This window comes from Streptomyces manipurensis, from assembly GCF_049570255.1.
Classification (GTDB): domain Bacteria; phylum Actinomycetota; class Actinomycetes; order Streptomycetales; family Streptomycetaceae; genus Streptomyces; species Streptomyces manipurensis.
Map to the genome: position 1 here is coordinate 5,912,379 of NZ_CP186950.1, position 18,475 is coordinate 5,930,853.

General features: G+C 74.0%; 14 protein-coding genes. 11 read left to right on the top strand and 3 right to left on the bottom strand.

The genetic code is table 11. From position 1 onward, the window contains the following. The first annotated feature begins 16 nt into the window (after positions 1-16). Positions 17-1,084 carry an AAA family ATPase gene (locus ACPU2J_RS27035; protein WP_423834201.1) on the top strand — a complete coding sequence of 356 codons (1,068 nt, stop codon included), beginning with the start codon at positions 17-19 and terminating at the stop codon, positions 1,082-1,084. Further along, positions 1,081-4,698, top strand: a complete 3,618-nt coding sequence (locus tag ACPU2J_RS27040; protein WP_423834202.1) for an SAV_2336 N-terminal domain-related protein — start codon at positions 1,081-1,083, stop codon at positions 4,696-4,698. The genes ACPU2J_RS27035 and ACPU2J_RS27040 overlap by 4 nt, the downstream gene beginning before the upstream one ends. A 23-nt stretch (positions 4,699-4,721) precedes the next feature. Here the strand turns inward: ACPU2J_RS27040 and ACPU2J_RS27045 are convergent, their stop codons facing one another. Beyond that, positions 4,722-5,660, bottom strand: coding sequence for an ion transporter (locus tag ACPU2J_RS27045; RefSeq protein ID WP_423834203.1), 939 nt, complete (start codon positions 5,658-5,660; stop codon positions 4,722-4,724). 343 nt (positions 5,661-6,003) lie between these two features. On the opposite strand from ACPU2J_RS27045, the gene ACPU2J_RS27050 reads away from it, so the two are divergent. The 9 genes from ACPU2J_RS27050 to ACPU2J_RS27090 all read left to right on the top strand — a co-directional run bounded on the left by ACPU2J_RS27050 (position 6,004) and on the right by ACPU2J_RS27090 (position 15,452). Next, positions 6,004-6,603, top strand: coding sequence for an acyltransferase (locus tag ACPU2J_RS27050; RefSeq protein WP_361597757.1), 600 nt, complete (start codon positions 6,004-6,006; stop codon positions 6,601-6,603). Between the two features lie 434 nt (positions 6,604-7,037). Further along, the gene (locus ACPU2J_RS27055) at positions 7,038-8,207 is read left to right on the top strand and encodes a hypothetical protein (RefSeq protein ID WP_423834204.1); all 1,170 of its coding nucleotides are present in this window, start codon (positions 7,038-7,040) and stop codon (positions 8,205-8,207) included. After that, positions 8,204-8,974, top strand: coding sequence for a WecB/TagA/CpsF family glycosyltransferase (locus ACPU2J_RS27060; RefSeq protein WP_420079190.1), 771 nt, complete (start codon positions 8,204-8,206; stop codon positions 8,972-8,974). The genes ACPU2J_RS27055 and ACPU2J_RS27060 overlap by 4 nt, the downstream gene beginning before the upstream one ends. After that, positions 8,974-10,230 (top strand): nucleotide sugar dehydrogenase, encoded by a 1,257-nt coding sequence (locus ACPU2J_RS27065; protein ID WP_389077765.1) that lies wholly within the window; start codon positions 8,974-8,976, stop codon positions 10,228-10,230. The genes ACPU2J_RS27060 and ACPU2J_RS27065 overlap by 1 nt, the downstream gene beginning before the upstream one ends. Before the next feature lie 4 nt (positions 10,231-10,234). After that, positions 10,235-11,365: a non-hydrolyzing UDP-N-acetylglucosamine 2-epimerase gene (gene wecB / locus ACPU2J_RS27070; RefSeq protein WP_420079188.1), complete on the top strand. Its 1,131-nt coding sequence runs from the start codon at positions 10,235-10,237 to the stop codon at positions 11,363-11,365. 28 nt (positions 11,366-11,393) lie between these two features. Continuing rightward, positions 11,394-12,098 (top strand): chain length determinant protein, encoded by a 705-nt coding sequence (locus tag ACPU2J_RS27075; protein WP_420079187.1) that lies wholly within the window; start codon positions 11,394-11,396, stop codon positions 12,096-12,098. Beyond that, the gene (locus tag ACPU2J_RS27080) at positions 12,095-13,561 is read left to right on the top strand and encodes an oligosaccharide flippase family protein (RefSeq protein WP_420079186.1); all 1,467 of its coding nucleotides are present in this window, start codon (positions 12,095-12,097) and stop codon (positions 13,559-13,561) included. Before ACPU2J_RS27075 ends, ACPU2J_RS27080 begins: the two co-directional genes overlap by 4 nt. Next, on the top strand, positions 13,551-14,624 hold the full coding sequence (locus ACPU2J_RS27085) for a hypothetical protein (RefSeq protein ID WP_420079185.1): 1,074 nt from the start codon (positions 13,551-13,553) through the stop codon (positions 14,622-14,624). The genes ACPU2J_RS27080 and ACPU2J_RS27085 overlap by 11 nt, the downstream gene beginning before the upstream one ends. 21 nt (positions 14,625-14,645) lie before the next feature. Beyond that, positions 14,646-15,452, top strand: coding sequence for a glycosyltransferase family 2 protein (locus ACPU2J_RS27090; RefSeq protein WP_423834205.1), 807 nt, complete (start codon positions 14,646-14,648; stop codon positions 15,450-15,452). 61 nt (positions 15,453-15,513) lie between these two features. On the opposite strand, the gene ACPU2J_RS27095 is transcribed toward ACPU2J_RS27090, so the two are convergent. Next, on the bottom strand, positions 15,514-16,497 hold the full coding sequence (locus tag ACPU2J_RS27095; RefSeq protein WP_420079183.1) for a glycosyltransferase: 984 nt from the start codon (positions 16,495-16,497) through the stop codon (positions 15,514-15,516). Then, positions 16,437-18,473 carry an O-antigen ligase family protein gene (locus tag ACPU2J_RS27100; RefSeq protein WP_423834206.1) on the bottom strand — a complete coding sequence of 679 codons (2,037 nt, stop codon included), beginning with the start codon at positions 18,471-18,473 and terminating at the stop codon, positions 16,437-16,439. Before ACPU2J_RS27100 ends, ACPU2J_RS27095 begins: the two co-directional genes overlap by 61 nt. Between the last annotated feature and the right edge of the window lie 2 nt (positions 18,474-18,475).

Sequence of the window (18,475 nt, forward strand, 5' to 3'; positions counted from 1 at the left end):
CACGGCGACACCGACGATGGAGGCAGAGGCAGTGGCGAAGGACTGGTGGCTGTACCGGGGCAACGGCGGGAGCGAGGAGCGGCGCGCCCGCCTGGAGACCGGATTCCCGCCGCCCTGGCGGGACTTCACCGGGGTGCCGGACCCGCTCTACCGGCCGCCCGAGTGCGCCGGACCCGCCTGGGAGCGCACCTGGCGGCGCGGCGAGGGATACGTGCCGGACGGCCCGGAGACGGACGTCGTCAACACGGCGCTGCACCTGCGCAGGCCGCTGCTGATCACCGGGAAGCCCGGCGTGGGCAAGTCCACCCTCGCCCACGGCATCGCCGCCGACCTGGGCCTGGGCCCCGTACTGCAGTGGCCGATCACCAGCCGGACCGTGCTGCGCGACGGGCTCTACCTCTACGACGCCGTCGGCCGCCTCCAGGAAGCCGGCCTGGAGCAGCTGCGCCCCCCCGGATCCGCCGCCGCCGACCGCCCGGCCGCGGGCGGCGGGCCGTCCATCTCCCGCTACCTGCGCCTCGGCCCGCTCGGCACCGCCCTGCTGCCGCAGACCCGCCCGCGCGTGCTGCTCGTCGACGAGATCGACAAGAGCGACATCGACCTGCCCGGCGACCTCCTCACCGTCTTCGAGGACGGCGGCTTCCTCATCCCCGAACTCGCCCGCCTGGCGCAGGAGGATCCCACGGTCGCCATCGGCACCGAGGACGACCCCGAGGCCGTCGTACGGATCACCCAGGGCCGGGTCCAGTGCCGCCACTTCCCCGTCGTCGTCCTCACCAGCAACGGCGAACGCGACTTCCCGCCCGCCTTCCTGCGCCGCTGCGTCCGGCTCCACCTGGAGCCGCCCGGCCCGGAAAAACTCGCCCGCATCGTGCGCCGCAGGCTCGGCGTCGACATCGAGGACGGCGACGAGTACCAGGACCTGGTCCGCGCCTTCACCGACCGCGGCGCCGACGGGGACCTGGCCACCGACCAGCTCCTCAACGCCATCCAGCTCCGCCTCGCCGGCGCCTGGTCCGCACCCGCCGACCGCGAGCGGTTCCTCGACACCGTCATGCAGCGCCTGACCGGGCCCACGGCGTGATCGAGGACCTCCTCGCGGCGCTCGCCGACGGCGCCGACGCGGCGGGCCCCGGCCCGGGCCTCGGGCCCGAGGAGATCGCCGACATCCTCTGGCTGGCCGCCCGGGTGGACCCCGCCGCTACCCGCCCGCCCGGCGCGCCCGCCCCCGGGCCGCCGGACGGACCGGCGCCGGAGGCCGCACCGCCGTCCCCCGCCGCCGGTCCGCTCCCCGGCGAGGGCGCCGAGGACGGCGGCGGGGGCGCGGACGGGCCGGGGCCAACCGTCCGGCTCTTCCCGGCCGCCCGGCACGACCCCGCCGGCAAGCCGGCCGACACAGCGGGAGGGCGCCGCGGCAGCCCCCTGCGGCTGCCGCGGGCCGCCTCCCTCGACGACCCGCTCTCCCTCATGCGCGCCCTGCGTCCCGTCGGCCGGCGCGCCATCGGCGGCCCCGGCCAGGAACTGGACGAGCAGCTCACCGTGGAACGCAGCATCGAACGGATGGTGCCCACCCCGGTGCTGCGCCCCGCCGAGAGCCGCTGGCTGGACCTGGCCCTGGTCGTGGACGCCCACCACTCGATGCTGCTCTGGGCGGACCTGGTCGACGAACTCCGCGCGGTGCTGACCCGCAGCGGCGTCTTCCGCGACGTCCGCACCTGGCAGCTCACCGGCACCGGCCCCGGCGCCACCCCGATGCTCACCCGCGGCCGGGGCGGCCCGCCCCGCAACCCGCTGGAACTGGCCGACCCCGCCGGCCGCCGGCTGATCCTCGTCCTCTCCGACACCGTCGCGGCGGGCTGGCGCGAAGTCCCCCTCCAGGGCGTGCTGCGGCACTGGTGCACGCACAACGCCGTGGCCGTCCTCAACGTCCTGCCCGAACGGCTGTGGACGCGGGGCGCCGTCCGGCCCGTCCCCTACGCCCTCCGCGCCGACCGGCCCGCCGCCGCCACCCGCTCCTGGCAGCGCAGCCCGGCCGGCGGACGCGCCCGCACCGGACGGCGCCACCGGCCGCCCGAGGTGGTCCCCGTGGTCGGGATCGCCCCCGGCAGCCTGGCCCGGCTGGTGCGCGTGGTCGCCGGCGACGGCCGCTGGAGGCGCCTCGCCTGCCTGCGGCTGGACGCGCGGCACGGCGCGCCGGAAGCCTCCGGGCCCGGTCCGGACCCGACCGGGCACAGTCCGCTGGAGGTGGTGGAGCGGTTCCGCGCCGGGGCCTCCCCGACCGCCCAGCAGCTCGCCGCCCACCTCGCCGCCGTCCCGCTCACCCTGCCGGTCATGACCCTCGTACGGCGTTCCCTCCTGCGCGACTCCGAGCACGGGCACCTGGCGGAGGTCGCCCTCGGCGGGCTGTTCGAGCCGTGGGGGGACGAACGGGGTGACGATCGGGGGGCCGACGGCGGGCAGACGGAGTTCGAGTTCCGGCCCGGAGTACGGGAGGTGCTGCTCGGATCGCAGCTGCGCGGGGACGTCGCCGCCGTCCGGGAGCTGGTCCGCCGCCGCGTCTGGGAGTACCTGGCGCGCCGGCGCGGCACCGGGCCCGACTTCCCGGCGGTCCGCGTCGCCGACGGCCGGGAGGGCCACCGCGGCGTGGCCGAGGACTCCCTGCCCTTCGCGACCCGGCCGCCGGCGGCGGACCCGGGCCTGGGCGACCGGGTGGTGCGGGTCCGCCACGACGCGCGGGCGGAGCCGCTGGACGTCGGCATCCTGCTGACCCCGCGGCTGGTCCTGACGGTCGGGGACGGGGCGGTCCCGCTGGGCGCGGAGGCGTGGGTGCGGCCCGGCGACCGGGAGGTCCCGTGCCGCACGGTGTGGTGGGACGACGCGGCCCCGCGGGTCCTCCTGCTGGAGGCCGACGAGGACCTCGCGGACCCCGGACTCTTCGCGCAGCCGCTGTCCTGGGCGGACGCCGACCACCGTCCCGCGCAGGTCCGGGTCGACGGCCGCACCGACGAGGGCGCGCCGGCCAGCCTGACGGGCGAGGTGGTCCCGTACGGCGGCGACCGCAACGGCGAGCTGGTCCGGCTGTCGGCCGAACCGGACGCCTGGACGCACTACCGCGGAGGCCCGGTCTCCGCGGACGGGACCCTCGTCGGGGTCGTCCACACGGTGTGGCCCAACCGCCTGGTGTTCCTCTCGGCCCACGCGCTGCTGGAGCACCGGGGGTTCCGCGGGGTGCTCGCGCGCCGCGGGTCGGCGGGGACCTTCACCTCCCCGGACGCGGTGCGGACCGTGTGCCTCGCCGTGCGTACGGGCACCGACGGCATGCACCCGATCGGCAGTTCGCCGCGGGAGGAGACGCGGGCCATGCTGCTGGAGCTCATGTCCCTGGCGGCCGTCGGCGGGCGGGTGAGCACCGACGAGGGGGACGCGCCGGTGCTGGTCCTCCTGGAGGCGCCGGGGGCCCGCGCGAAGGCCGCCCGGCTGCTGGCGCGGCTGCCCGGCCGGATGGCCGCGTACGGGGAGCGCCGCATGGAGGGGATGCACGCCTCCCTGGCCGTCGCCCTCGGCGCCGACGCGGCGGAAGCCGCCCGGCTCGCCGCGCACCCCGCCGTCGGGGACCTCCTGCACCGGACGGTCCCGTCGGGCGCGCTCCTCCTCGCGGTCTCCGACCGGGTGCACGACGAGCTGGACGGCCTGCTCGGCCTGCCGGACCGGCTGGCCGTGGCGCGGGCGGGCGCCGAGGGCGAGGGTTGGCTGTGCACCGACCCGTACCCACCCGCCGAGGCGCTCGGGCAGCTGCTCGCGGAGGCCGACGAGCTCCTCGGTGACACGGTGGCCTGGCCGGTCTGTGGCATCGGTGCCACCGCGACCGAACCGCAGGGCTGCATCGGTGTCCGGCTCCCCGGGTACGAGCGGTGCCTGGCCCACCTGGCGGAGGGTGACCGGCGTGCCTTCCTCGGCACCCTGGCGCCGGGGGTACCGGTCGACTTCCGGGGGACGACCTTCGAACACGGTCTGCTGGGGCGCGTGCTGGCGGCGCTGGCCCCGTCGGGCGCGGACCCCGTCAGGCTGGGGAGCGCGGCGTTCGACCGCGCGTACTTCGCGGACGGCTGGGACCGGCCGGGGGCGGAGTTCACCGACCGGGCCTCCTTCGCGCGGGCCGTGTTCGCGGGCAGGGCGGCGTTCGTGGGGTCGGTCTTCGAGGGTCCGGCCTCCTTCGACGGGGTGGAGTTCCAGCACATCGGCGACTTCGACCGGAGCCGCTTCCGGGGCCGGGCCCTCTTCCGCCGGGCGGTCTTCCGGGGTTCCGCGGGCTTCACCGACGCGGTGTTCCTGGACGGACTGTTCTTCTCCCGGGCCGTGCTGGAGGGCTCCGCGGACCTGAACGGGATGCGGGTGACCGGGGAGGCCGACTTCTCCCGGACCCGCTTCGGCGGCCTGACGGGGCTGAGCGCGGCCGGGTTCGCGGGGCCCGCCTCCTTCGCCGCCGCGACGTGGGAGCTCGGTCTGCTGTCCACGGGGACGGCCTTCGAGGACTCCGTGGACTTCACCGACGCCGTGTTCCGGGCCCGGGTCCGCTTCGAGGGCGTGCGCTTCGGGGCCGGCCCGGACCACGGCCTCACCGACCGGCCGGGCCGCTGGCGGTCCCGCAGGCGGCCGGACGGCACGTGGGACGTCCGGCGCGACCCGGACGGGGACTGACGGACTGACGGACCGACACCGGCTCACGGACCGCTGTGCGAGGCCTCCAGGCGCCGGTCGGTGCGGGAGTCCGCCGCCGGCAGGCTCGCCTCCAGGTCGTCCAGGGCGCGGCGGGCCGTCGCGATGCGTTCGCGGACGTCCGTGCCGGGCGCGTTCGCGCCGGACGCCTCCGGTCCGGCGCCGGCCGGCGGCGGGCTCCCCGGCCGCTTCGGGTCACGGCGCTCCGCGTCCTCCATCTCGCGTGCCTCGTCCAGGGAGTTGAGGACGACCCCGATGAGGACGTTCACCAGCACGAAGGAGGCCAGCAGCGCGTAGGAGGCGTAGTAGAGGATGCTGAGGCGGGAGATCTGCAGGCCCGCGCGCACCGCGTCCGTCAGGCCGTCGAGGGTGGTCAGCAGGAAGAGGGTCAGCATGGCGCGGCCCACCGAGCCGTAGTGTCCGGGGTCGGACTCGGCGAAGCAGACCCAGCCGACCATCGCGTACACGTACAGCACCAGTCCCCCGACGAAGAGGAAGCTGGCCGTGCCGGGCAGGCTGCGGCCGACGGCGATCAGCAGGATGCGCAGGTGCGGCAGGAAGCGGGCCGTGCGCAGCACCCGGGCGAGCCGCAGCAGCCGCAGCAGGGTCGTGTTCTCCCGGACGAACGGCACGAAGGCCGAGGCCACGACCGCGAGGTCGAAGAGGTTCCACGGGTCGCGGAAGAATGCTTTCGGCCGGTCCGCGAAGGCGCCGATGCGCAGCACCATCTCCAGGCTGAACAGTGCCAGGCAGGCCTGTTCCGCGGTGTGCAGCAGCAGCCGGTGCTCCCCGGCGAGCCCGCTGTACGTCTCCGCGCCCATCAGGGCGGCGTTGAGCAGGATCAGGCAGAAGACGCCCATGCTGAAGGCGGGGGCCTCCGTGGCGACCCGGCAGCGGGCTGCCAGCTTCATCCGGCCGCGTCCGGCCGGCCCGGGGTCAGTCATCGTGCTCCTCGCGCTGTCGTCTGCGCCGCGGTCGAACGGCGGCCCGCCTCTCCTAACGCCGCACGGGCGATCGGGTTTCACCGGGTGTGCGCCCCCGCGTGCCGTGGAGTGCGCCCCCGTGCTCCTCGGTGCGACCTCCGACCCCCTGCCCGAATCCCTCAAGTGCGCTGGGTGAACAGTCGGTTGATCCGCGGGTGGGGCGCCCCCGGTGCGCATATGCTCGGCGCGTACCTCCGCACGCCAGAACACCGGCACACCCGTGCACCCGTACATCCGTGCACTCGTACATCCGTGCGTGCCGTCCGCGCGCCGCACGTCTCACGAACCGTTAGGGGATCGCGCCGTGAGTGTCCGCATCCAACCCTCCTCGCAGGTCGACGAGAGCGCCGAGCTCGGGGAGGGCACCGCCGTCTGGGATCTGGCGCAGATACGCGAGGACGCCCGCCTCGGCCGCGGGTGCATCGTGGGGCGCGGGGCGTACGTGGGGCCCGGTGTCCGTATCGGGGACCACGTGAAGCTCCAGAACTACGCACTCGTGTACGAACCGGCGGAACTGGGCGACGGCGTCTTCATCGGCCCGGCCGCCGTCCTCACCAACGACTTCTACCCGCGGGCGGTCGACCCCGACGGGCGGCTCAAGCGCGGCGACGACTGGGAGGCGGCGGGGGTCGTGGTGGCCGAGGGCGCCTCGCTGGGGGCCCGTTCGGTGTGCGTCGCCGGGGTGCGCGTCGGACGCTGGGCCCTGGTCGCGGCGGGTGCGGTGGTCTCCCGGGACGTACCGGACTTCGCCCTCGTGGCCGGCGTCCCGGCCCGCCGGATCGGCTGGGTGGGACGGGCCGGGGTGCGGCTGGTGGAGCGCGCGGGGGAGCCGGGCGCGTGGGAGTGCCCGCGCACCGGTGAGCTGTACGACGAGAAGGGCGACACGCTCACGCAGCGGAGCTGACGGAAGGTCGGCGATTTGGGCCACCACCATTTCCTCAAAACCGCAATCAATGAACATCCGTGGGCATAACGTGTCCCTGCACACGGGATCTGAGCAGGCAACAGGCCATGCTCAGTGGGGGGTTGTGTACGACGAGGAGCACCGCGGGCAGTGCCGCTGCGGGCGCGGGAACACCGCGTCCGAGGACACTGCCGTGCGCGCGTGCTCCCGGTCCGGGGCATCGCTGGGGGGATCCAGACGCAGGCCTCCGGACGGCTCGTGCCGTCGGCGCTGGGACGCCGGCGGCGCGGGCACCGTCACGCGCAGTCCCCCTCCGGGGAAGGGCGACCGCCAGGTCCGTCCGAGGAGAGATCAGAGGGGGTAGGTGTGTTGGAGCCGTACAGCTCGGACATGCGGGGTGCGGGGAGCACCAGGGGCTTCGGGACGGGGACCCGATGACCACCACACGATTAGGGGCACTGGCCCAGGAGGACCCGGCGCTGCACGCGCTGGCACAGCGGCTGCTCGGGCTGGCCGAGGCGGGACTGCCCGCCATGTACCTGCCGGTGGCCGGCACCTTCGCCTTCACCCGGGCGGGCACGGTCGCACCCGACGGCAGCCGCCTGCTCGAACTGCGCGGGACCAGCACCCGGTACGCGGCCATCACCGCGCTGGGCGCCCGGTTCCTGCCGGAGGAGCGGCAGCGCACCCTGTTCGGCGGGCGCTCCGCCGAGGAGTTCACGGGACTGCTCGTGGAACGCCTGCCCGGCGTGGAGAACCTCGGCGACGCGGCGCTCATCGCCTGGGCCGCGGCCGAGACCGGACACCCCAAGCTGTCCGACGCCCTCGACCGGGTGGCCGCGCTGGACCTGCCGGGCCGGCCGCAGTACACGGTCGAGGCCGCCTGGGTGCTGTCGGCCCTCGCGGCCGCGCGGCCCGTCACGGACGTGGAGAGCCGGATCCCGGCCGCCCGCGCCCGCCTGCTGAGCGCCAGGACCGGGCGGAGCCCGCTCTTCGCGCACGCCACCGGACCGGGCCTGGTCCCCGGCTACCGCTCACACGTCGCCTGCTTCGCCGACCAGACCTATCCGCTCCAGGCACTGGCCAGGCTGCACGCGAGCGGCGACGACCCGGAGGCCCTGGCGGCCGCCGACGCCTGCGCCGCCCGCATCTGCGACCTCCAGGGCGACGGCGGACAGTGGTGGTGGCACTACGACTCCCGCGAGGGCGGCGTGGTGGAGGGCTACCCGGTCTACAGCGTGCACCAGCACGCCATGGCCCCGACCGCCCTGTTCGACCTGGCCGAGGCCGGCGGCACGGACTTCGGCCCGCACATCCGCCGCGGCCTGCGCTGGATGACCGAGGTGCCCGAACTGGCCGGGCCCGACGGCACCCCGCGCGAACGGATGATCCGCGAGGACCTCGGGATCACCTGGCGCAAGGTCTACCGCGGCGACCCGAAGAAGGCCGTCCGCGCCGCCCGCGGGCTGACCGCCAAGGTGGCGCCGCACGCCCGGCTCGCACCGCTCGACCTGGTCTTCCGCCCCCGGGCCGTGGACCGCGAGTGCCGTCCGTACGAGTTCGGCTGGCTCCTGTTCGCATGGCTCGGGGGGCCGCAGGGATGACCCGACCCACGCTCTTCGGGGTCGCCCTCGACCCGCTGACCATGGACGAGACCGTCCAGCGCTGCCTCGACGCGGTTCGCCGCGGCGAGCAGATCGAGATCGGGATGGTCAACGCCGCCAAGCTCGTCAACATGCGCCGCGACCCCCGCCTCGCCGCGGCGGTCTCCGGCTGCGACCTGGTCCTGGCCGACGGCCAGGCCGTGGTCTGGGCCGGGCGGGTGCTCGGCGTCCGGCTGCCCGAACGGGTCGCGGGCATCGACCTGTTCATGCGCCTGCTCGCCGCCGCCGAGACCGCGGAGATCCCCGTCTACCTGCTCGGGGCCCGGCAGGACGTCCTGGACCTGATGCTCGCGCAGATCTCCGCACGCTTCCCGAAGCTGCGGGTCGCCGGCAGCCGCAACGGCTACTTCGACGACTCCGAGCAGGGGGAGATCGCCGACGCCGTCGCCGGGAGCGGCGCCCGCCTGCTCTTCCTCGGCATGACCTCGCCCAAGAAGGAGATCTTCACCGCCGGCTACGGCGAGCGCACCGGCGCCCGCGTCGTCCACGGCGTCGGAGGCTCCTTCGACATCCTCGCCGGCATCACCAAACGAGCCCCCCTGGTCTGGCAGCGGATGGGACTCGAATGGTTCTACCGCACCCTCCAGGAACCGCGCCGCCTCGGAAAGCGCTACCTCACCACCAACGCTGCCTTCCTCCTCATGACGGTCCGCGAGCTCATCCACCGCACACCGTCTGCCGGTTCCGCGAACAGGAGTCACTGCTGATGCGCGTCGTCGTCGTGGGACAGGGATACGTCGGCCTGCCACTGGCCGTCCGGGCCGCCGAGGTCGGCCACCAAGTGATCGGTTACGACGTCGACGCGCGGCGGGTCAAGAGCCTCGCCGCCGGAGAGTCGTACGTGGAGGACGTCTCCTCCGAACGCCTCGCCCGCGCCCTGGAGCGCGGCACCTACCGGGCCACCGAACTGGCCCGCGACTGCGGCGGCTTCGACGTCGCCGTCGTCACCGTCCCCACCCCGTTACAGGACGGCGCCCCCGACCTGCGCTACATCGAGGAGTCGGCCCACACCCTGGCCCGCTTCCTGCGCCCGGGCGCGACCGTGATCCTGGAGTCCACCACCTACCCCGGCACCACCGAGGAGCTGTTCGCCCCGATCCTGGAAGCCGGATCCGGCCTCACCGCAGGCGCCGACTTCCACCTCGGCTACAGCCCCGAACGCATCGACCCCGGCAACACCGTCTGGGGGTTCCAGCAGACGCCCAAGGTCGTCTCCGGCGTGGACGAGGCCTCCCTCAAGGCCGTCGAGGCCTTCTACGGGCAGCTCGTCGACACCACCGTGCCGGTGCGCTCGCCCAAGGAGGCCGAGCTCGCCAAACTGCTGGAGAACACCTTCCGGCACGTGAACATCGCCCTCGTCAACGAGATCGCCATGTTCGCCCGCCACCTCGACATCGACGTCTGGCAGTCCATCGAGGCCGCCTCCAGCAAGCCCTTCGGCTTCATGAAGTTCACCCCCGGGCCGGGCGTCGGCGGGCACTGCCTGCCCATCGACCCCTCGTACCTCAACTGGCGCGTCCAGCGAGAACTGGGACAGAACTTCCGCTTCGTCGAACTCGCCAACGACATCAACAACCACATGCCCGAGTACGTGACGCGCCGGGTCATCGACGCCCTCAACACCAAGCGCCGCTCCGTCAACGGCTCCCGGATCCTGCTCCTCGGCCTCGCCTACAAGAAGAACACCGGCGACGCCCGCGAATCGCCCGCCGTGCGCATCGCACAGCTGCTCCTCGACATGGGCGCGAAGGTCCGCGCGGTCGACCCGCACGTCGTCGAGAGCATCAAGGTCGACGCCCGGCTGGTCCGGGTCGAGGCGACCCGCAAGGAGATCGCGGGAGCCGACGTCGTCGTCCTGCTCACCGACCACGACTCCTTCGACTACCAGATGATCACCGAGCACGCCTCCTACGTCCTCGACACCCGCAACCGCATGACCGGACCGAAGGTGGAGGTGCTCTGAGGCCATGGCCAGGATCGTCTGCGTCGCCGGGGCACGCCCCAACTACATGAAGATCAAACCGGTGATGGACGCACTGGAGCGCCGCGGCGCCGAGGTGGTCCTCGTCCACACCGGCCAGCACTACGACGAGTCGATGAACGACGTCTTCTTCCGCGACCTCGGCATCCGGCCCCCCGACCGGTACCTGGGCGCCGGATCGGGCAGCCACGCCGAGCAGACCGGCCGGGTGATGACGGCCTTCGAACCGCTGCTCGACGCACTCGCACCGGACGCCGTGGTCGTGGTCGGGGACATCAACTCCACCCTCGCCTGCGCCCTGGTCACCGCGAAGGCCGGCCCGCTGCTGGCCCACGTCGAGGCCGGACTGCGCAGCCGCGACTGGAGCATGCCCGAGGAGGTCAACCGGGTCGCCACCGACCGGCTCAGCGACTTCCTGCTGGCGCCCTCGCCCGACGCCGCGGACAACCTGCGCGCCGAGGGCTACCGCGAGGACCAGATCCACATGGTCGGCAACGTCATGATCGACACCCTGCTGGCCAACCTGGAGCGCGCCCGGAGCTCCGACGTCCTCGACCGCCACGGGCTCACCCGCGGCGCGTACGGCCTGCTCACCCTGCACCGGCCGGCCAACGTGGACGACCCGGCCGTCCTGCGCGGCCTGCTCAAGGCCCTGGGCGAGATCGCCGGCCGCTGTCCGCTGCTGCTGCCCGTGCACCCGCGGGCCGAGCGGCGGCTCGCCGACCTGGGCGTCCCCGAGGGCATCCGGCTGGTACCCGCCGCCGGATACCTCGACTTCATCGCGCTCCAGGACGCCGCACGGGTGGTGCTCACCGACTCCGGCGGCATCCAGGAGGAGACCACCGTGCTGGGCGTGCCCTGCGTGACCCTCCGCGAGAACACCGAGCGGCCCATCACCGTCGAGGAAGGCACCAACGTCCTCGCGGGCACCGACCCCGACCGCATCGTCGACACCGTCAACCGGGTCCTCGACCACCCGCCCGCACCGCGCCGCCCCGCACTCTGGGACGGCCGCGCCGGGGAACGCATCGCAGGGGTCCTGCTGGACGGGCCGCCGGCGGCCGGCCGGCTCCGGCCCACCGACCTGCTCCCGGCCACCGGGCACCCGGCGCAGTAACCGAAACACCGCAACAAGGGGGAAGACCATGGATCTCGCCGAGATATGGCGGGTCATGCGCAGGCGCTGGTACGTGCTGCTGCCCGGGCTGCTGCTGACGGCGGCGCTCACCACCGGCGTGCACCTGCTGATCCCGGTGGAGTACCAGTCGCAGAGCACCGTCACACTGCTCAACTCGTCGAAGGCCACCGTGGCCTTCGACGGGAACCCCTTCCTCAGCACCCAGGCCTCGCTGACCGGCATGGCCGACGGCCTCGCCCGCAACCTCAACTCGGACGGCGCCAAGGCCGACCTCAAGGCCCTCGGCGTCACCGGCACCCACGAGGTGAAGATCGCCGACAACGCCCAGGGACCGTTCATGTGGCTGACCGTCACCGGAACCGACCCTGCCGCCGTCCTCAAGTCCGACGAACTCCTCGCCTCCTACGCGGAGAAGCGGCTCAAGGAGTTCCAGAGCCAGCAGTCCGTCCCCCCGGAGGCCATGATCAGGATGGCGACGATCGTGCCCCCGCAGAAACCGGAACCGCAGACCAAGACCCGGCTGCAGTACATCGTCATGGTGGGCGCGCTGGGATTCGTCCTGAGCCTCGTCGCCGTGTTCTTCGTCGAGGCCCGCAAGCGGACCCCGCGCGGGAAGAACCGCCCGGCCGCCCCCGACTCCGCGGCGCCCGGCGCCGCCGACGAGACCATGGCGCTGCGCACCGTCGCCGCCGGAGCGGGCGGTTCGCCGTGACCGGACCCGCGACGGACACCGAAGCCGCCCCCCAGACGCCCTCGCTGGGCCGCAAGGTCGGCTCCGCCGCCAAGTGGAGCCTGATCAACACCGTCGTCATGCGGCTGGGGAACTTCGCCACCGGCATCGTCCTCGCCCGCTACTTCCTCGGCCCCGAGGCCTGGGGCGTGTACGGCATCGCCCAGACCGTGCTGCTGGTGCTGCTCTCCGCGAACGAGCTCGGCGTCTCCCTCGCCATCGTCCGCTGGGAGGGCGACCCGCGCCGCTTCGCCCCCACCGTCCTCACCCTCAGCGCGGTCTCCAGCTGCCTGCTGTACGCCGTGCTGTTCGCGTCCGCCCCGGCCGTCGCCGGCGTGCTCGGCTCGCCCGAGGCCTCCGGGGTGCTGCGGGTGATGTGCCTGTGCGTGGTCCTCGACGGACTCTCCCAGGTGCCGGCCGGCTTCCTCACCCGGGAGTTCGCGCAGGGCCGGCGGATGGCCGTCGACGCCCTCAACTTCGTCCTCAGCACGGCCGTCACCCTGCTCCTCGCCGTCGAGGGCTGGGGCGCGATGAGCTTCGCCTGGGGCTCCGTCGTCGGCAACGTTGCCGCCCTCATCGGCTGCTGCCTCGCCGCCCCCGGCACCCTGCGGTTCGGCTGGGACCGGGAACAGGCCCGCGCCCTGCTGAGGTTCGGCCTCCCGCTCGCCGGGGCCAGCATGCTCGCGCTCGGCGTGGTCAACGTCGACACGATGGTGGTCGGCTCCACCCTGGACCCCCTCGCGCTGGGCTTCTACGTCCTCGCCTTCAACATCTCCGGCTGGCCCGTCCGCATCATCTCCGAAGCGGCCCGCCGGGTGTCCTTCGCGGGCTTCTCACGGCTGGCCGACTCCCCGGGGGCCCTGGCCGCCGGGTTCGGCCGCGCCATCGGCGTGGTCATGGCCGGCACCGTCCCGCTCTGCGTCCTGCTCGCCGCCCTCGCCGCACCGATCGTCGAACTCGTCTACGGCCAACGGTGGCTGCCCGCCGCCGAGGCCCTGCCCTGGCTGATGGCGCTCGGCCTGGTCCGCATCGGCTGCGAACTCGCCTACGACTGCCTGGTCGCCATCGGCCGGCGCAGCTCGCTCATCGGCGTCCAGGCACTCTGGCTCGTCCTGCTGGTCCCCGCGCTGGTCCTGGGCGCCCGCAGCGACGGCATCGTGGGCGTCGCCCAGGGACACGTCCTGGTCGCCGTCGTCGTGGTGGTGCCCGTCTTCCTCGCCGCCCTGCACCGCGGGGGCATCCGGCTGGGCACCGTCGCCCGGGCCTGCGCCTGGCCGCTGCTCGGCGGCGTCGTCATGGCAGGGGTAGTCCTCGTACTGGAGAGCCACCTCGGCGACGGCGTGCTCGCGCTCCTCGCGACCGCCGCCGCGGGCACACTGGCCTATGTCCTGTGTGTTCTTCCCGCCCGTACCCTGCTCCGCGGGCAGGCCGGCCGTGACGCGTGAGCGCAAGCGCCTGGCCGCCTGGCTCCTCGCCGGTGTCCTCCTCGCCGCGGCCCTCGTCCTCCACCGGGCCGACCGCACCGGGGTGAGCGATCCCGCGGCCGGCCCCACCGCGGGCCCGACCGCCGGCGCTCCCGCCCCGGGCACCCCGCCGGCCACGACGGACACGCCCACCCCGTCCCCGTCGGGCTCACCCGCCACGAGCGGACCCCCGCCCTCCGGGCCCGCCGCCACAGCCCCCGGCACCTGCACCTCTCCCGGGGCGTGCGGATACCCCGACGCCTCCACCACCGGCCCGCGGATCCCCCTGGAGAAACACGACCTCGGCAACATGTCCGTCAAGAAGGACGGCACGGTCATCAAGGGCTGGGACATCCGCGGCTCCCTCGACGTCTACGCCAACGACGTCACCGTCATCGACAGCAGGATCACCTCCACCAACTGGTGGGGCATCAACCTCCGCCCCGGATACAGCGGGCTGAAGGTCCTCCACACCACGATCACCGCCGTCCCCGGCAAAGGACCCGACAACGGCGGCGTGAACTACGCCGTCTCCAACATGGGCGGCAGCTCCATCGAGGTCGGCTGGTGCGACATCTCCGTGTTCGGCAACGCCCTCTCCATGGGCCAGGGCGACCTGCACGACAACTACGTCCACGATCTCGTCGCCTTCCGCAACCAGGGCGGCGAGTGGCAGCACACCGACGCCGTCATCAGCGGCGGAGGCAACAAGGGCCGGCTGACCGTCCGCCACAACACCCTGCTGAACGGCACCCCCGTGGACAAGGGGGCCACCGCGGCCGTCGGCCTCTTCGCCGACACCGGTGTCGTCTCCTCCGTCGTCGTCGCGGACAACTGGCTCGCCGGGGGTGCGTACGCGCTCTACGGCGGCGGGCCGGGCGCCCACGGCATCGAGGTCACCGGCAACGTCTTCTCGACCCAGTACCACCCGGCCTCCGGGGCGTACGGCCCGGTCACCGCCTGGAACGCGGGCGGCCCCGGCAACGTGTGGAAGGACAACCACCTGTCCGACGGCAGACCGGTCCTCCCCCCGACCACCCCCTGACCATCGAGAGGACCGACGGACATGAAGCGCCGGATCGCGCGCGCCCCCTGGGAACTGCTCAAGCGGACCTTCGGCTGGCTGGTGCTCTTCGAGGCCAGGAACAAGGTCCTGCTGGCGCCGTCCGCGGTCCGGCTGCGCCGCTTCGAGAACGCCGAGACCGCCCGCCTCGCCGCCGCCCTCGGCCGGCCCCCCACCGCCCGCGTCGCCACCGTGATCGCCACCCACCGGCGTCCCGAGGCCCTGGTGGCCGCCGTCCGCTCCGCCCTGGAACAGACCGTCGAGGACCAGGTGGTGATCGTCGTCGACGACGGCGCGGGCCTGCCCCGACTCCCCGCCGACCCGCGCCTCTTCGCGGTCTCCCTGGCCCGCAACACGGCGACCGCCGGGGTGGTGCGCAACGTGGGCATCCGGCTGACGAGGTCGCGGTACGTGGCCTTCCTCGACGACGACAACCGCTGGGAGCCCGACCACCTCGAACGGGCCCTGGCCGAACTGGAACGGCCGGGCGGCCCCGACGCCGTCTACACCGCGCTGCGCCGGGTCCTGCCCGACGGCACCGAACGGGACGTCCTGTCGGTCCCCTTCGACCGCCGGCGCGCCGCCCGCGAGGCCTTCCTGGACACCAACGCCTTCGTGGCCCGGCGCACCGGCTCCCTGTACTTCAGCCGCCTGCGCCGGACCCCCGAGGTGCTGCCCCGCGAGGACTGGGAACTGGTCCGCCGCTACTCCCGCCGCCACGAGGTGCGCCACGTGCCCCATGCCACGGTCCGCTACCTGGTCAACCCCGACAGCTTCTGGACCGCCTGGGACGCCACCGGCCGGACCTGAACCGCAGGCCCCGGCTCCCGGGGTGCCCGCCGGTCCGGACCGGCGGGCACCCCGGCGCCGTTCACGGGCCCGGTACGGTGCGCAGCGCGCCCCGGCCGGCCAGGGCGCGGGCCGCCGCCCGGCTGGCCTCGCGGCCCAGGGCGGCCCGGGAGGCCTCGCGCAGCAGGACGGCCGCCCGGAAGGCCGCGGTCGCCGCCGGACCGTGCCGGCGCCCGTACAGGCGCACCCGGTTGACCGTCAGCAGGGTCCACAGCCGCGGCGAGACCTGTGAGTCCCCGCCCAGGTGCGTGGCGGAGGCCGCGGGCTCCAGCCGGGTCAGGAAACCCCGGTCGCGGGCCCGCAGGCAGAACTCCGTCTCCTCGGAGTACAGGAAGAACGACTCGTCCCAGGGGCCGCACGCGTCCAGGCACTCCCGCGACAGGGCCATCAGCGCGCCCGTCGCCCAGTCCGCCACCGTCGCCCGCTCGTACGCGGCCGGGTCCGTCACCAGCTCGCTCCAGCGCGGGAAGCGCCCCGCCCGCCGGTTGCCCAGCACGGCCTCGCCGAGCGCCCTGGTCACCCGGGACTCGCGGCGCAGCGACAGCAGCAGGGTCCGCCCGTCCTCCTCGTACAGCAGCGGGACCGTGATCCCGGTCCGGCGGCCCCCGCCGTCCGCGGGGACGGCGCCGAGCGCGTCCACGAGCACCTTGGCGCAGCCCCGTCGCATGCGCACGTCCGGATTGCACACCAGGGCCGCCCGGAAGCCGCCCGTCCAGGCGGCGGCCGCACCCAGGGCGGCGTTCACCCCGGCCGCGTAGCCGGCGTTGCGGCCCGTCTGGACGACGGTGGCGTCCGGGGCCAGGGAGCGGACCAGCTCCACCGTGCCGTCGGCGGAGTCGTTGTCGGCGACGACCAGCCGCCAGTCGAGGCCCGCCATGCCCTCGGGCAGGGAGGCGAGGAACTCCGGCAGCACCGCGGCACTGTTCCAGGTGACGACGAGGACGGCTACGGGACCGGAGCCGGAGCCGGGGACATGCTGGGGGACGGCCGGTCGGCGGGAAGACATGCGGACTCCACGGTTCGGGGCTTCGGCGCGGCGCGCCGGATGAAGCCGAGGTAGGTGCCCCCGGCGGCGATCGTCAGGAAGAACATCCCGGCGAACATCGGGAAGCTGAGTGCGTCGAAGGTGGCGCTGACGACCAGGGCGACGACGGCCGAGGCGAAGAACGCCTGCCCGAGCTCGCGGTCGGACTCGTCGGCCGCGAGCCGGCGGATCGCCCCGCCCTGGTGGATGCCGGCGAAGAAGAGGGCCAGGAGCGCGACCAGCCCCAGCAGCCCCATCTCGGCGAGCGTCAGCATGTACTGGTTGTCGGTGAAGAAGTAGAGCTCGGGGATGAAGGTGCCGAGCCCCCGGCCGAACAGCGGCCGCTCGTCCAGATAGGGGACGATCGCGCTGTACTTGACCGTACGGGCCTGGGTGCTGCTGTCGGAGTTGGTCAGGAAGGACGCGAACAGCGCCGTGATGGTCCCGATCAGCCCCGGGATGATCACCTTGAAGCAGGCTACCGCCCCCACGAGCACCCCGACGGCCGTCCACCGCCGCTGCGGCTTCCACCGCGGCACCATCACCAGGATCACGATGAGCGCCCCGATGATGGAGGTCCGCGACACCGTCAGCGGCAGGGCCCCGCCCATCAGCACCACCGGCGCCCACCGCCGCCAGGCCTTCAGGCGGCGCCGGGCCGGGTCGAAGGCCTGGTGCACCGCGAAGGGCAGCAGCAGCGCCAGCATCCCGCCGAACTCCAGCGGCTGCGCGGTCGTCGAACGGGGCCGTGTGAACGCCCCCCGGTTCAGCGTCGTGATCTGCGCGACGCTCGACTGCAGTCCGGGGATGCTGATGCTGTCGGCGATGTTGGTCGCGGTGAAGAAGTCGTAGAAGCCGATGGCCGCCACCACCGAGCCCATCACCACGGCCCGCCGCATCAGCACGTCCAGCCGCGCCCGGTCCTGGATGCCGGCGGTCACCAGCACCACCAGCGACACCCACACCAGCAGGGCGATCAGCCCGCGGTCCGCGCCGAGCAGCTCCTTGCGCACGGCCCCGCGGCTCGCGTTGGCGACGTACGAGGCCAGCACCGACACCGCCAGCAGCCACATCACCACCCGCGGCAGCCGGGTCCCGGGCCGCGGCCGGATCCGGCCGGTCAGCCAGGTCGCCAGGTACCAGAACAGGCCCAGCAGGGCGAAGACGTTCGCCGGGGTGCCCACCCCGCCCATGCCCGGCAGGGTCAGGTTGGACGGTACGAAGAAGGCCAGCGCCAGATAGCCGGTGAGCAGGGCGGTGGCGTCGAGGTGACGCCCCCGGGACCGGCGCCGGGCCCCCGGCCGGCCGGGAGCGGCGGGCGCCCCGGCGCCGATCCGCTCCCGCCTGCGGCGGCGGGCCACCAGCGCCGCGTCCGTCACGAACGACAGCACGAACCCGCCGGCGGCGCCGAGGATGAGGACCCCCAGCACCTGCTGGTAGCGGCTCTTGAGCTGGGGGACGGGGGTCTGCGGCAGCACCACCGGGGCGGTCTGCACCATGTACGCGGGCTGCACCTTGGCCGCCGCCTGCAGCGCGTTGAGCTGCTCCCCGGCGAAGTCGGTCAGCTTGTTGGTCTCCTCCAGGACCTTCCCCCGGTCGGTGCCCGTCACCGTCAGCGTCAGCAGCGGGCCCGAGGTGTTCGCGGCGAACCCGACGGTGTAGGGGTCGGTGACGCCCAGACTGTGCAGATCGCGTGCCGCGTCGGCCCCCGACAGCGTTCTGATCAGCACGTCCGCCGTCACCACGAGGGCGCCGCCCGCGTTGGAGATCGGGTTGCCGAAGGAGGGCGGCAGCTGGGAGGCCGCCGAGGAGTCCAGCAGTGCCACCGAGCTCTGGGACTGGTAGGCGACCGGCACCGACCGGTACAGGTGCAGCGCCGCGAGGAGGCTGAGCAGCACCACGGGCGCGAGCACGTACCAGCGGCGGCGCAGCACCGCGCCCATTTCACGGATGCTCACGA

What these genes read in the sequence shown, in the direction of transcription:
- ACPU2J_RS27090 (WP_423834205.1), top strand. Translation starts at nt 14,646, where the DNA reads ATGAAGCGCCGGATCGCGCGCGCCCCCTGGGAACTGCTCAAGCGGACC.
- ACPU2J_RS27055 (WP_423834204.1), top strand. Translation starts at nt 7,038, where the DNA reads ATGACCACCACACGATTAGGGGCACTGGCCCAGGAGGACCCGGCGCTG.
- ACPU2J_RS27065 (WP_389077765.1), top strand. Translation starts at nt 8,974, where the DNA reads ATGCGCGTCGTCGTCGTGGGACAGGGATACGTCGGCCTGCCACTGGCC.
- ACPU2J_RS27075 (WP_420079187.1), top strand. Translation starts at nt 11,394, where the DNA reads ATGGATCTCGCCGAGATATGGCGGGTCATGCGCAGGCGCTGGTACGTG.
- ACPU2J_RS27035 (WP_423834201.1), top strand. Translation starts at nt 17, where the DNA reads ATGGAGGCAGAGGCAGTGGCGAAGGACTGGTGGCTGTACCGGGGCAAC.
- ACPU2J_RS27095 (WP_420079183.1), bottom strand. Translation starts at nt 16,497, where the DNA reads ATGTCTTCCCGCCGACCGGCCGTCCCCCAGCATGTCCCCGGCTCCGGC.
- wecB (WP_420079188.1), top strand. Translation starts at nt 10,235, where the DNA reads ATGGCCAGGATCGTCTGCGTCGCCGGGGCACGCCCCAACTACATGAAG.
- ACPU2J_RS27060 (WP_420079190.1), top strand. Translation starts at nt 8,204, where the DNA reads ATGACCCGACCCACGCTCTTCGGGGTCGCCCTCGACCCGCTGACCATG.
- ACPU2J_RS27045 (WP_423834203.1), bottom strand. Translation starts at nt 5,660, where the DNA reads ATGACTGACCCCGGGCCGGCCGGACGCGGCCGGATGAAGCTGGCAGCC.